This window comes from Micromonospora sp. CNZ299, from assembly GCF_002754415.1.
Genome location: NZ_PEFG01000001.1, coordinates 3,895,922 through 3,909,513, shown reverse-complemented (window position 1 = coordinate 3,909,513; position 13,592 = coordinate 3,895,922). Strand labels below are relative to the sequence as shown.

10 protein-coding genes are annotated in these 13,592 nt (G+C 73.3%); 1 reads left to right on the top strand and 9 read right to left on the bottom strand.

All coding sequences use genetic code 11. The features are described 5' to 3' along the window. Nucleotide 1: 1 nt before the first annotated feature. Both CLT68_RS18255 and ald read right to left on the bottom strand, forming a co-directional pair. Nucleotides 2-967 carry a site-specific tyrosine recombinase XerD gene (locus CLT68_RS18255; protein WP_099852332.1) on the bottom strand — a complete coding sequence of 322 codons (966 nt, stop codon included), beginning with the start codon at nucleotides 965-967 and terminating at the stop codon, nucleotides 2-4. Nucleotides 968-1,034: 67 nt separating this feature from the next. Beyond that, nucleotides 1,035-2,150: an alanine dehydrogenase gene (ald, locus tag CLT68_RS18250; RefSeq protein ID WP_099852330.1), complete on the bottom strand. Its 1,116-nt coding sequence runs from the start codon at nucleotides 2,148-2,150 to the stop codon at nucleotides 1,035-1,037. A gap of 425 nt (nucleotides 2,151-2,575) precedes the next feature. Here ald and CLT68_RS18245 point away from each other — a divergent pair, with 425 nt between their 5' ends. Further along, the gene (locus CLT68_RS18245) at nucleotides 2,576-3,706 is read left to right on the top strand and encodes an IS30 family transposase (RefSeq protein WP_486482218.1); all 1,131 of its coding nucleotides are present in this window, start codon (nucleotides 2,576-2,578) and stop codon (nucleotides 3,704-3,706) included. A gap of 87 nt (nucleotides 3,707-3,793) precedes the next feature. On the opposite strand, the gene CLT68_RS18240 is transcribed toward CLT68_RS18245, so the two are convergent. From CLT68_RS18240 to CLT68_RS18210, 7 genes are all read right to left on the bottom strand, one after another. Further along, on the bottom strand, nucleotides 3,794-4,399 hold the full coding sequence (locus CLT68_RS18240; RefSeq protein ID WP_099852327.1) for an NUDIX hydrolase: 606 nt from the start codon (nucleotides 4,397-4,399) through the stop codon (nucleotides 3,794-3,796). Between the two features lie 76 nt (nucleotides 4,400-4,475). Continuing rightward, nucleotides 4,476-6,227 carry a CTP synthase gene (pyrG, locus tag CLT68_RS18235; RefSeq protein ID WP_088947528.1) on the bottom strand — a complete coding sequence of 584 codons (1,752 nt, stop codon included), beginning with the start codon at nucleotides 6,225-6,227 and terminating at the stop codon, nucleotides 4,476-4,478. 163 nt (nucleotides 6,228-6,390) lie between these two features. After that, nucleotides 6,391-8,850 (bottom strand): hypothetical protein, encoded by a 2,460-nt coding sequence (locus CLT68_RS18230; RefSeq protein ID WP_486482217.1) that lies wholly within the window; start codon nucleotides 8,848-8,850, stop codon nucleotides 6,391-6,393. Continuing rightward, nucleotides 8,850-10,019 carry a glycosyltransferase family 4 protein gene (locus CLT68_RS18225; RefSeq protein ID WP_099852326.1) on the bottom strand — a complete coding sequence of 390 codons (1,170 nt, stop codon included), beginning with the start codon at nucleotides 10,017-10,019 and terminating at the stop codon, nucleotides 8,850-8,852. The genes CLT68_RS18230 and CLT68_RS18225 overlap by 1 nt, the downstream gene beginning before the upstream one ends. Further along, on the bottom strand, nucleotides 10,016-11,707 hold the full coding sequence (gene murJ, locus CLT68_RS18220) for a lipid II flippase MurJ (RefSeq protein ID WP_099852325.1): 1,692 nt from the start codon (nucleotides 11,705-11,707) through the stop codon (nucleotides 10,016-10,018). The genes CLT68_RS18225 and murJ overlap by 4 nt, the downstream gene beginning before the upstream one ends. A 1-nt stretch (nucleotide 11,708) precedes the next feature. After that, nucleotides 11,709-12,575, bottom strand: coding sequence for a hypothetical protein (locus CLT68_RS18215; protein WP_099852323.1), 867 nt, complete (start codon nucleotides 12,573-12,575; stop codon nucleotides 11,709-11,711). Nucleotides 12,576-12,636: 61 nt separating this feature from the next. Then, nucleotides 12,637-13,578, bottom strand: coding sequence for a copper transporter (locus CLT68_RS18210; protein ID WP_088947524.1), 942 nt, complete (start codon nucleotides 13,576-13,578; stop codon nucleotides 12,637-12,639). Nucleotides 13,579-13,592: the final 14 nt, after the last annotated feature.

Below are 13,592 nucleotides of genomic sequence, written 5' to 3'. Positions count from 1 at the left end.
TTCAGCCCCGCGCGCGCGGATGCGCGGTCGCGTACACCTCGCGCAGCCGCTCCACGGTGACCAACGTGTAGACCTGGGTGGTGGTCACCGATGCGTGCCCGAGCAGCTCCTGGACCACCCGGACGTCGGCGCCGCCGTCGAGCAGATGCGTGGCGTACGAGTGGCGCAGGGTGTGCGGGGAGACGGCGGCGGGCCCGTCGACGGGCAGCCCGGCCCGCTCGGCGGCGCGGCGCAGGATTCCCCAGGCGCCCTGGCGGGACAGCGCGCCACCGCGGGCGTTCAGGAACACCGCCGGTGTTCCTCGGCCGGAGGCGGCCAGCGAAGGGCGGGCCCGGACCAGGTACGCGCGGACGGCGTCGACGGCGTACCCGCCGATCGGCACCAGCCGGACCCGGCCGCCCTTGCCACGCAGCAGAACGGTGCCCTCGTCGGCGTCGAGGTCGTCCACGGCGGCACCGACCGCCTCGGAGATCCGCGCCCCGGTGCCGTACAGGAACTCCAGCAACGCCCGGTCGCGCAGCGCGAGGGGCGCGTCCTCGCCGGTGGCGGTGATCGGGCCGGCGATGTCCAACAGCCGGACCACGTCGTCGACCGGCAGGGCCCGGGGCAGCCGACGCGGCGGGGTGGGCGGGCGGACGTCGCGGCTGGGGTCGACGCCCGCCAGCCCCTCACGCAGCGCGAAGCGGTGCAGGCCGCGAACCGCGCTGGCCGCCCGGGCGGCGGAGGAGACCGCCAACGGCGGGTGGGCGTCGTCGCCCGCGCGCAGCCGCGCCAGGTGCGCCTCGACCAGGCCGGCGCCGACCGACGCGAGGTCGGTGACGCCGGCGCCGACCAGGGTGTCGAGATAGCGGTCCAGATCCCGACGGTACGAGGTGAGCGTGTTCGCCGACAGGCCACGTTCGACGGTCAGGTGGTCGAGGTAGCCGCGCACGGCACGGCGCAGGGCCGGCGCGGGCTGTTCGCCCACGCCGGCGCCGGCTACACCGTCGGTCAGTGCCCTGCCCCTCGGCTCGCTACCGCTCGGCCACCACCGCTCAGGCCAGCGCGTCGGCCAGCGGGAGCACGTCCATGCCGTGCGCCTCGGCGACCGGGCCGTAGGTGACCTGCCCGTCGTGGGTGTTCAGGCCCAACGCCAGCGCCGGGTCGTTGCGCAGCGCCTCGCGCCAGCCCTGGTTGGCCAGCTCCAGGGCGTACGGCAGGGTGACGTTGGTCAGCGCGTAGGTGCTGGTGTTCGGCACCGCGCCGGGCATGTTCGCCACGCAGTAGAAGATCGACTCGTGCACCTTGTAGACCGGGTCGGCGTGCGTGGTGGGGCGCGAGTCCTCGAAGCAGCCGCCCTGGTCGATGGCGATGTCGACGAGCACACTGCCCGGCTTCATCCGGGAAACCAGCTCGTTGGAGATCAGCATCGGCGCCTTCGTGCCGGGCACCAGCACCGCGCCGATGACCAGGTCGGCGTCGAGCACGGCCCGCTCGACCTCGTAGGCGTTGGAAGCGACGGTCTGCAGGTGGCCCCGGTAGATGGCGTCGGCCGAGCGCAGTCGGGCGACGTTCTTGTCCAGCAGCAGCACCTCGGACTGCAGGCCCAGCGCGATCGCGGCGGCGTTCATGCCGGAGACGCCGGCGCCGATGACCACGGTCTTGGCCGCGTACACCCCGGAGACACCGCCGGGCAGCACACCGCGACCCCCGCCGGTGCGCATCATGTAGAAGGCGCCCATCTGCGGGGCGAGCCGGCCGGCCACCTCGGACATCGGGGCGAGCAGCGGCAGCGACCGGTCGGGCAGCTCGACCGTCTCGTACGCGATGCCGGTGACCTTGCGGTCGATCAGCGCGTCGGTGCACTCCTTGGAGGCGGCCAGGTGCAGGTAGGTGAAGAGCACCTGCCCCTCGCGCATCCGGTGGTACTCCTCGGCGATCGGCTCCTTGACCTTGAGCACCAGCTCGGCGGTCTCCCACACCTCGTCGGCGGTGCCGAGGATCTTCGCGCCCGCGGCGGCGAACTCCTCGTCGGTGATGCTGGAGCCGACGCCGGCGCCGGACTCGACGAAGACCTGGTGACCGCTGCGGGTGAACTCGTTGACGCCCGCTGGCGTGATCGCCACGCGGTACTCGTGGTTCTTGACCTCGCGTGGGATTCCGACCTTCACGATGCAGACACCTCTCTTCGGGGCTGCTCTCCCCCGACTGCTCGGTGCCGCGACGGCCCCATTGCCACCGCGGTCCACCGGTCCCGCCGGCGGCAGTCTAGGCGCGCCCGGTGCCGCCGCGAGCCAGCACAGTGGCATCCGGTGCCCGGATGGCCTGACGGAGTGTCAGGGCGCCGCCCGGACTCGCCGGTGCGCCATCGCCCCCGCCGTCGGGAAAGTGTTCGACCATTATCGCCTGATCTGCCGGATGCCGCTGAGGACAGCCGGCAAGGGCCCCGCGGCTGACCCTTGGGTTCTAGGGGTCGTTGCAACGCCTGACCTGATCAGGGGTTGCAGTGTTCGAGATCCGTGAGAGTCGCCGGCCGCAGGGACCGAAGAAGCTTGGCGCGGAGCGTCAGGCATATTTGGATCTTGTGGCGCGGGGGGTGAGTACGAGTGAAGCGTGTCGGTTGGTCGGGATCAATCGCAAGACTGGTCACCGCTGGCGCTACGGCCGCGTGAGCCGGCCGAAGGCCGGGCAGCAGGGAGTTGTTCGTCCCGCTGCCCGGCCTTCGGCCGTGTCGGACCGGTATCTGTCGCAGGACGAGCGGATCGTGATCGCTGACCGGCTGCGCGAGGGTGCGTCGCAGGCGGTGATCGCGGCTGAGCTGCGGCGTTCGCCGGGCACGATCAGCCGGGAGATCCGCCGCAATCGGCATCCGGACAGCGGTGACTACCGGCCCTACGCGGCCCAGCAACGCGCCGACAGCAGGCGGCCTCGCCCGAAGATCGGCAAGATCGCCGCACACCCGGCGCTACGGGAACACGTCCAGGCCATGCTGGAGTCCAGGCACAGCCCGGAGCAGATCAGCCGTCGGCTGCGCCGTGACTTTCCCGAGCGGAACGAGCTGCACGTGTCGCACGAGACGATCTACCAGGCCCTCTACGTCCAAGGACGCGGTGAGCTGCGCCGCGAGCTGACCGCCGCGCTACGCACCGGCAGAGCAGTCCGCCGCCCCCGCCGCCAGCCTGGACAACGCCAGCCCCGCTTCACCCATCCGATGGTGATGATCAGTCAACGACCCGCCGAGGCCGACGACCGTGCCGTGCCCGGACACTGGGAAGGCGACCTGATCATCGGCAAGGACAACAAGTCCGCGGTCGGCACCCTCGTCGAACGCTCTACCCGCTACGTCCTGCTGGTGCACCTGGGCGCCGGCCGCACCGCCGACCGGGTCCGCGACGGCCTGATCGCTGCCATGAACACCCTGCCGCAGCACCTGAAACGGTCCCTGACCTGGGATCAAGGCATCGAGATGGCAATGCACCACCAGTTCAGCATCACCACGGACATGCCGGTCTACTTCTGCGACCCACACTCACCCTGGCAACGCGGCTCCAACGAGAACACCAACGGTCTGCTGCGCCAGTACTTCCCTAAGGGCACCGACCTAGCCGTCCACCAACCGGATCACCTCGCCGCCGTCGCCGCCGAACTCAACGGCCGACCACGCAAAACGCTCGGCTGGGATACCCCAGCCGAGCGCCTCGCTAAGCTCCTAGCCGTCACCGACTAGCCATCGTGTTGCGACGACCCCTTGAAACCGCCACCGCGGGGCCCTTTTCACGCGTACCCCCCTCGCGGGGGTGACCGGCGCCGACGCTCAGCGTGGCAGCGGCGCGTCCGACCGGCGCAGCGTCGACCAACCGGTGTCCCGGGCGCGGGCGGCGGCGAGCAGCCCGGCCACCGCGGACGCGTTGGTGATCTCACCGGCCAGGACCATGGCGACCGCCTCGTCCAGGTCGATCCGGACGACCTGGAGGTCGGCCTCCTCGTCGCGGCGCTCGTGACGCTCGTCGGCCGGCACCTCGGCGAGATCCCGGGCGAGGAAGACCCGCACCAGCTCGTTGGTGAACCCGGGCGAGCTGTGCAGGTCGACAAGCACATCGACCTGCCCAGCGTTGAGGTCGGCCTCCTCGGCCAGCTCCCGCAGCGCGGCAGCCGGCAACTCCTCGCCGGAGACGTCCATCAGCCCGGCGGGCAGCTCCCACAGGTGCCGCCCGACCGGGTGCCGGTACTGCCGGATCAGCACCACCTGGCCGGCGTCGTCGAGCGCCACCACGGCCACCGCCCCGACGTGCCGGACCAGGTCACGCACCCCGGTGCCGCCGCCCGGCATGGTCACCTCCTCGGTGACCACGTCGAAGATCCGCCCCCGGTACCGCTCCTCGCGGGAACGCACCTCGTAGCGGTGTTCGAGTTCGCTCACGCCGTCGCCTCGCTGCGCTCGACGACGGCGCGAGGCGCCGCGCTGCTGAGCCTGATGGTTCGCTCGCTGCGCTCGCTCACGAGGAGGACGCGGCCTTGGTCGCGGCGCCGTTGCGGGCGGCCTTGCGCGTCGTCGGGGCCTCCGACGCCGCGTCCAGGTCGACCGGCAGCTGGTCGGCCTGCGAGTACGCCACAGCGGCCTTGACGAACGACGCGAACAGCGGGTGCGGTCGGGTGGGGCGGCTCTTCAGCTCCGGGTGTGCCTGCGTGGCCACGAAGAACGGGTGCAGGCTGCGGTCCAGCTCGACGAACTCGACCAGCCGGCCGTCCGGCGAGGTGCCGGAAATGTGCAGACCCGCCTTGGTCAACGCGTCCCGGTAGGCGTTGTTCACCTCGTAACGGTGCCGGTGCCGCTCGCTGATCTCGGTGCTGCCGTACGCCTCGGCGACGATCGAGCCCTCGGTCAGCGTCGCCGGGTACGCCCCGAGCCGCATCGTGCCGCCCAGGTCGCCCTTGCCGGCGACGATGTCCTCCTGGTCGGCCATGGTGGCGATGACCGGGTGCGCTGCCTGCTCGTCGAACTCCAACGAGTTGGCGCCGTCCAGGCTGGCCAGGTGCCGGGCCACCTCGATCGTCATGCACTGCAGACCGAGGCAGAGGCCGAGCAGCGGGATGCCGTTCTCGCGGGCGTACCGGGCGGTGCCGATCTTGCCCTCGATGCCGCGCACGCCGAAGCCGCCGGGAATGAGGATGCCGTCCACGCCGGCCAACGCCGCCGCGGCACCGGCCGGGGTGACGCACTCGTCGCTGGGCACCCACCGCAGCTGCACCCGGGCCCGATGGCCGAACCCGGCCGCCCGGATCGCCTCGCTGACCGACAGGTACGCGTCGGGCAGGTCGACGTACTTGCCGACCACCGCGACGGTGACCGTGTGCCGGGGCCGGTGCACCCGCTCCAGCAGGTCGTCCCAGCTGGTCCAGTCCACGTCCCGGAAGGAGAGGCCGAGGCGGCGCACCACGTACGCGTCGAGGCCTTCCCGGTGCAGCACCTTCGGGATGTCGTAGATGCTCGGGGCGTCCGGGGCGGCGACAACCGCCTCGGTGTCCACGTCGCAGTAGAGCGACAGCTTCTCCTTGAGCTTCACCGGGATCTCCCGGTCGCAGCGCAGCACGATCGCGTCCGGCTGGATGCCGATGTTGCGCAGCTGCGCCACCGAGTGCTGGGTCGGCTTGGTCTTCAGCTCACCCGACGGCGCCAGGTACGGCACGAGGGAGACGTGCAGGTAGAAGCAGTTGTCCCGGCCCAGGTCGTGGCGGACCTGGCGGATCGCCTCCAGAAACGGCAGCGACTCGATGTCGCCGACGGTGCCGCCGACCTCGGTGATCACCACGTCGGGGAGGTGGCCGTCCTCGTCCGGGTCGGCCATCGCCAGGATCCGGGACTTGATCTCGTTGGTGATGTGCGGGATGACCTGGACGGTGTCGCCCAGGTATTCCCCGCGCCGCTCCTTGGCGATCACGTCGGAGTAGATCTGGCCGGTGGTGACGTTCGCCTTGCCGGACAGCGCCCGGTCGAGGAAGCGCTCGTAGTGCCCGACGTCGAGGTCGGTCTCGGCGCCGTCCTCGGTGACGAAGACCTCACCGTGCTGGAAGGGGTTCATCGTCCCCGGGTCGACGTTCAGGTAGGGGTCGAGCTTCTGCATCACCACCCGCAACCCGCGCGCGGTCAGCAGGTTGCCGAGGCTGGAGGCGGTGAGGCCCTTACCCAGCGAGGAGGCGACGCCCCCGGTGACGAAAATGTGCCTGGTCGTCCGTGCTGATGGGGCCAAGGCCTGCTCCCGTGTCGTCTGTCGCGGTCATGCAGACCGCCGTGCTTGATCAGCAAAGTGATCACGCGATCCACGGGATTCGACGGTAACACCTCCCGGGCGGGTACCCGCAGGCCGCACCCCGGCTGCGACACCTGCGGGTCATCCGGAGGCGGTCCGGCGCTCAGGAAGCGGCAACCTCGGTCGATGACCGGGTGACCTGCCGGGGCGGCACGGCGGCCCCACCACCGGTCGGCTCCCCCGGGGCGTCGGTCGGCTCCCCCGGGGCGTCGGTCGGCTCCGCCGGGGCGTCGACGCCGGCGCTGGGCTCGGCCGGGGCGTCCGGGGTCGGGGTGTCCGCTGTGGGGGCGTCCGGGGTCGGGGTCACCGGCGGTGGTGCGCTCGCGGGCGGGCCGCTGATCGGACGGGGGTGTACCGCGCCGAGCGGCCCGCCGCCACCGGTCGGACCGTCGCCGCCACCGGTCGGGCCGACCCCGCCGGAGCCCGAGTCGTCGTCGGCGCCGTCGGCGAAGGAGCGGGCCGGGACCGGGCGGGTCCGGTCGGCGGCGTGCCCGAGCACCCGCAGCGACGCCAACGCGGCCATCGGCACCACCATCGCGGCGGCGGCGCCCATCACGTCCAGCGCCGCGCCGTCGAGCACACCACCGAGCACCGCGGCGACGACGGTGCCGGCCAACGCGGCCCGGACCGCCGGGTAGATGCCGAACAGCCGCATCAGCCCACCCCACGGCTGCAACAGGGCGAACCACACCAGCAACCCGCCGGTCAGCGCCAGCACGGTCAGCGGGCTGTTGACCAACGTCTCGAAGTTCTCCGTGCTGGAGCGGTGCACGGCGAACCCGCCGGTGCCGTCGCCGAGCGCGGACAGGAACCGGCCCAGGCTGCCTCGCTCCGCCGACGGGCGACGCAGGTCCACCACGGCGAAGCCGATGCCGACCGCCAGAGCGGCCATGGTGGCCCAGGCCAACCGGCTGATCGTCAACCACCCGCCGGCGCTGATCACGGCGGCGACGCTCACCCCGGCGGTGAGCGCGATCGCGCCGACCGGGTCGGCACCCAGGAAGGGGCTGCCGACCACCACCACGGCGAGGCCACCCACGGCCACCATCACCGCCGGCCGCCAGCCGCGGTGCACCCGTTGGGCCAGCCAGCCGCCGGCGAGCAACGCGCCGGCGAGGAACACTCCCAGCCCCACCGTGCTCAGCCCGGAGTATCGGCCACCCTGCAGAGCGGAGTAGCCGACCACGCCGTTGAGCTGAAGGCGGGCGCCGGTGAGGACGTCCAAGCCGACGACGAGGGTGGTGAGGCCGGCCACCGCGCCGACCGGGCCGAGGGTGCCCGCGTACCCGGGGGTGAACCGCACCGCGGCGGTGCCCGCGGCCACCAGGAACGCGGTGACCCCCGCGAAGATCCACCCGGGGTGCTCGCCCTGCCACCACGGCACCGCGTCGGCCAGCAACGCCGCCGGCACCGTCAGCGCCGCGGCGACGAGCAGCAGCTCCACCACCGCGACGACCCGCCCCGAGACGGGCGTCGGACCACTCGGCCCGGCGTGCGGGCGGGCCCGGCGCAGCAGCGGCAGGATGCCGATGGCCAGCAGCACCTGCACACCGGCCAGCAGCGTGAAGAACACGGCGGAGACGTCGCGCTGGGCGGCCGCCTCCCGATCGGCGTCCGCCGGGGCGTTGATCGCGTCGGCCAGGTTGGCCGGACGGCCGCCGGTGCTGACCGCCGGACGACCGAGGAAGAGCCGCTCCGGCATCGGCCGGCCCAGCGCGGCGAGCGCCGTCGGCGCGAGGTCGACGAGTTGCAGGTAGCCGTCCCGGCCGGTGCTCGCCGAGGTGAGCCACCCCCGCTCCCAGCCCGGACCGTCGGCGACCGCCACGTGCAGCCGCGACGGCTGTGCGGTGTCGGAGATCCCCGCTACCAGCACCAACGACCGCGGTGGACGGGCGGCCAGCACCCGGGCCAGTTGGGCATCCGCCTCCCGGGCCTCCTCGGCGCGGGTCGCCGGGTCGGTCCCCTCGACAGTGCCGAGGTCGACGATGCTCAGCACGCAGGAGCCCAGCAGAGTCCGCGGATCAGTGGGCAAGGCCGAGGCGTACCGGTCGACGCGGCCGAACGGTCGCGCGGCGGCCACTGCCGCACCGGGGCCCACGGCGACGGAGCAGCGCACCGACTCCGACAGCGATCCGGGCGTCGCGTTCCACGGCAGGCGCTGCTGGTTGTACTGGACCACGCTCTCCTGGTCCGGCAGGTTCGCGCCGATGCCGTCGGGTTGTTCGACAGCCACCCCGGCCGCCGGGCAACCGCCGGGCAACCGGCTGCCGTTCCACCCGGCGAAGCTGCCCGCGCCGAGCGTCAGCCAGCCGTCCACCGGGCAGGTGGGTTGGTGTGCCGAACGCACCGACAGCGAGCCGATCGACCCCTCCTGGGCCATCCGCCACAGCGTCGGGGTGCTCTGCGGATCCACGTCCTCCCAGCGCAGCCCCGCGACCCCGGCGAGCACCACGAAGTCGGCGGTGCGTCGCGGGCTGTCCTGCGTCGGGCGCGCGGCGAGGGCGGTGACACCCAGCGCCACCACGAGCACGGTCAGCAGGGCGGGGGCGATTCGGCGCAACATCACCGGTGTCCCGTTCTGGGGGCGTCGGAGCCCGGGGTGGCTGCCGGGCCGGTGTGGTCGGCGGCCAGCTCGGCGTAGAGGGCGGCCAGCGTGGCGACGGTGTCCGTCTCGGTCGGCCACGTCGCCGCCTGTTCGGCGCCCCGCCGGCCCAGCTCGGCCCGGGCCGCCGGGTCGTCCAGCAACGCGCGTACCGCCGCGTCGACCGCGTCGACGTCCCCGGCGGGGATCAGGGTGGCGGCATCGCCGACCAGCTCCGGCAAGCCGCCGACAGCGGTGGCGACGAGCGGTACGCCGGCGCGCAACGCCTCCTGGGCGAAGAGCTGCCGGGCCTCCCAGTCGCTGGTCACCACCGCCAGGTCGGCGCCGGCCAGCAGGTCCGCCACGTCGGTGCGGTGCCCCAGCAGGGTGACCGGGGCGCGGGCCGCGGACGTCCGGGCCGCCAACGGCAGGTACGCGGGCCCGCTGCCGGCGATCACCACGACCGGCGGTGGGGTACGCGTACGCCAGCGGGCGGCGGCGTCGATCAGCACGTCGTAGCGCTTCTGCGGGTGCAACCGACCCACCGACAGGATCAGCGGCTGGTCCGGGCGAACCCCGAACTCGGCGCGTACGGCGGCCGGGCGTCGACGGGGCGCGGGCAGCGTGGGTGCGGCGACCGGGGCGAGTCGGGCGTCGGTGGCGCCCAGCGCGGTGACGCGTCGCACCAGGTCCGTGGAGGCGCCCAGGGCCACCCGGGCACCACGGACCACCACGCGCTCCGCGAGTCGGGACATGCCACCCCGCAGTCCACCGGCGAGCACCGCGTTGTGCCAGGTGACGATCAGCGGCGCGGCGGGACGGGCCAGCACCGCGACCAACCCGGCCCGCAGGCCGTGCGCGTGCACCACGTCGACCCGGGAGCCGGCGAGCGCCCGACGCAGGGCCAGCACGGCCCGCGCGTCGGCCGGCGTCGGGCTGGCCGGGATCTCCACCGGCGCGAACCGCGCACCGACACCGGTGAAGTCGAACTGTTCCTGGGTCGCGGCCGGCCCGCAGACCACGACGGTGGCGCCGTCGGCGACGAGGCCACGTGCCACCGAACGGACGTGTTGGCCGACGCCACCGGTGCTGGACGCGAGCACCAACGCGACGCTGCCCGAAAAGCCGGCAGGCAGAGCTTGCTCACTCATCGCGCGGCCGTCTCCTTCCCGTCGCCCCGTTCCGGGGAGACAGCGCCCGAGGTCGGCCCGCCGCCCCGGCCCCGTGGCCCCCGCCGAGGCAGACGGCGCAACACCCGGCTGAGCATTGGTTGCACGTCCTGCCGGTCGACGAACCAGACCACGGCGAAGAACACCACCCCGACCAGAACCCCGGACAGCATGCCCTGACCGAACGCCGCCGCCATCGTCGGGGTGCCGCCCCCGGGCGTGTCGAGCCATCGGGTCAGGCCCAGCCCGGCGAGCGCCGCGAGCACACCGGCGAGGCCACCGGCCGCCCCGGCCCGTGCCGCGCCCGCGAGGGCGGGACGGCCGGCGCTGCGCAACACCGCCGCGAGCAGCAGCGCCCCGAGCACCAGCATCCCCACCGAGTTGGCGGACGTCACCGCGAGCACCCGGTCGGCGGTGGGCAGCAGCACCGTCAACGGCAACGCCACGGCCGGAACGACCAGCCAGCCAAGGGTGATCGCCACGGTCGCAGGCCGGGTGTCGCCCCGCGCGTACAGCGCGCGGGACAGAATCGCGAACAGCCCGTAGCCGAGCAGACCCGGTGCGAACCCGGTGATCGCCGCAGCGGTCGACGCCGGATTGTCCGGGTAGAAGAGGGCAGCGATCGGCTGCGCGGTGCCGATCAGCGCCGCGACGCCCAGGCAGCTGAAGAGCAGCACGCCCCGCACCGTGCCGGAGAGGGTCCGCCGGTAACCATCCTCGTCGCCGGCGGCGCTGGCAGCGGCGAGCGTGGGATAGGACGCCACGGCCAGCGGTACGGCCAGGACCGCCCACGGCAGCAGGAAGATGGCCTGGGCCAGGTTGAACACCTGCGGGGAGCCGGTGGGGCCGCCGGAGACACGGTTCAGGATCACCAGGAGCGCGACCTGCTGTGCCGCCACCGTCACCGCGCCGGCCGTGGCGAGCCCGCCGATGCGCGCCCGCACGTCAGGTATGAAGGCGTACCCGAACCGGGGCCTCAACCGCAGTCGGCGCAACGGGATCACCAGCGACAGAGACAGCACGACCACACCCAGGGTGGTGCCGCCTGAGAGGAGCAACTCGCCGCTGCGGCCGACCTGGGCCACGGACACGCCCCGTCCCTGCGCCGCGCGGAACGCCACGTAGACGACGACCACGGTGAGGCTGGACAGCAGCGGCGCGATGACGGGCCAGGCGAAGCGCCGGTGCGCCTGGAGCACGCCGGTGAGCACGATGCCGATCCCGTAGAGCGGCAGCTGCGGGGCGAACACGCGCAGCATCCGGGCCCCGGCGGCGAGCTCCGCCTCCGAGCGTCCCTCGCTGATCAGCGAGATGATCGGGTCGGCGAACAGCATGACGAGCACGGCGAGGGGAACCAGCAGGCTCACCGTCCAGGTCAGCAGGGCGCCTGTGGTGGCCGCCACCGCCCGCCGGTCGTCCGCCGCCACGGCCCCGGCCAGCAGGGGCACAACCAGGCTGGCCAGCGCTCCGCCCGCGACGATCTCGAAGACGATGTTGGGCACTGTGTTGGCGATGACGTACATGCCGCCGAGGTCGCTCTGCTGGACCACCCAGGTGAACACGGCGGTGCGACCGAAGCCGGCGAGGCGGCTGGCCACGGTGAGGACGGCGATGAGCGCGGCTGCCCCGGCCAGCCGGCCGGCGCCGGCGAGGGGGGCCGGTCGGGTCACGTCAGTCGGCGCGCCGGCCCAGTGCGTCGAGCTCGCGCAGCCCCGGCGTCCGCTGGATCACCGACGTGAAGCTGACCTTCTCGCTCGCGGCGGTCAGGCCGGCGAGCACGGCGAGCAGCCCGGCCCGGCCGAGCGGGCCGGTGCGGGCGGCGAGCGCGACGCCGAGCAGCGCCCCGAGCGCGTTCGCCCCGCTGTCGCCGAGCATCACGTCCTCGCCCAGGTCGTCGCGGAGCAGGCCTGCGGCGGCTCCGGCCGCACCCGCGGCGATCCCGCCGTGCGGGCCGCCGGCCAGGGGCGCGGCGAGCAGCAGCCCGGACTTGATCGCCCGGCCCGGTCGCAGGTCGAGCAGGTTGAGCAGGTTGGCGGTGCCGGCGATCACTCCGGCGCCGAGCAGCACGTCGACGCCCCGCCCGAACGCGCCGTGGCGCTGCCGGCGCGGGTGCGCGGCGACCCGGGGGTCGGCGGCCAGCAGCGCGGCCGCGCCCAGCCCGGCGGCGCCCACCCCGACGACCTTCACCAGGCCCGCGGTGACCCGCCCCTCGCGCAGCGCGGCGAGGTGACCGGCGAAACCCTTGGCCGCCTTCTGCTCCGGCCGCGCGCCGACCACGTCGTCGTAGAGCCCGACACCACCGGCACCGAGGCCGGCGACCAGGGCCGCCCCACCGGAGGCGCCGCTGGTGGCACCGAACGCGCCTGCGGCGGCAGCACCCGCGGCGAGCGCCGGCCCGGCGGCCAGGCTCACCGTGCGACCACGAAAGTTGGTGCGGTCCAATGCGGGCCCGGCCGGTGAGGTGCGCACCTCACGCAGCGCGTACCGGGCCGCCGCGGCGCCAGCGCCGGCGATCAACAGCCGTCCCAGCGCCCTCACGCCACCCTCCGGTGCGCTCGCGCCGCCTCGTCGATTACGGACACGGGGGTACGTCGTTCGCTCACTGGGGCAGTCTAGGCAGCAGGGACGCGGCGTTGTCGCCGACGCCGTACTGTCCGGCCTTCTTCTCGGTGAGTTGCTGCACCAGGGCGAGGCTGGTGACCAGCTGACCCTGCCCGGTGTTGGCGTTGTCGACAGTCGAGATGGTCTGGGCGAGCACCGGGTCACCGCGGACCACCGACACCAGATTGCCGCCGACGGAGCCGTTGCCGGCGACCACGATCGACCCGGTGCGGTCGAACTGCTCGGCGATCTTGACGACCGACTCGTCCCGCTTCTCGGAGTCCTTGTCGACGTACGGCTGGCCGCTGACCACGACGACCGCCTCCGCCGACCCGGTGACCTTGTTGCTGTCGGTGGTCAGGTAGCCCGCGTTGTTGTACGCGGCGAGCACCGCCCGCCGGTCGGCGTCGCTGACCGGCGCGGTGCCCTGGGTCCGGTCCAGCAGGACGCTGGCCAGCAGCGCGCTGGAGGTCTCCACACCGTGCCCGTTGCCCGGCAGGCCGGTGGTCTGCGCGGTCGGGCGGGCGGCGGTGACGGCCAACTCCAGCAGGTTGGAGTTGTTGTCCGGGTTGATGAACTTGTCCTGGAGGTCGACCCGACCGGTGATGGTGGCCCCGCCGAGCTGGAGCTTCTTGAGCACACCCTCGGTGTGGTCGCGCCCGTTGGGCAGGCTGAGCACCACCACCCGGCGTCCGGTGAGGGTGCCGGGCAGGACGACCTGAGACATCTCCTCGGCGAACTTCTCCTCCATGCCGAGTTGCTTCTCCATGTTGCTGACCGTCTGGCGCCAGTTCTGGTTGTCCTTGCGCAGACCGGTGACCTGCCCCTCGAGGGAGTCGGCGACCGGGCCGTTGAGGGCGGCTGTGCCGACCACCAGGCCGATCGCCAGAGCCAGGAAGACCGCGGTGAGGGACACCACGTGGTAGCGGAAGTTGATCACGCTTGCAGCCTCTT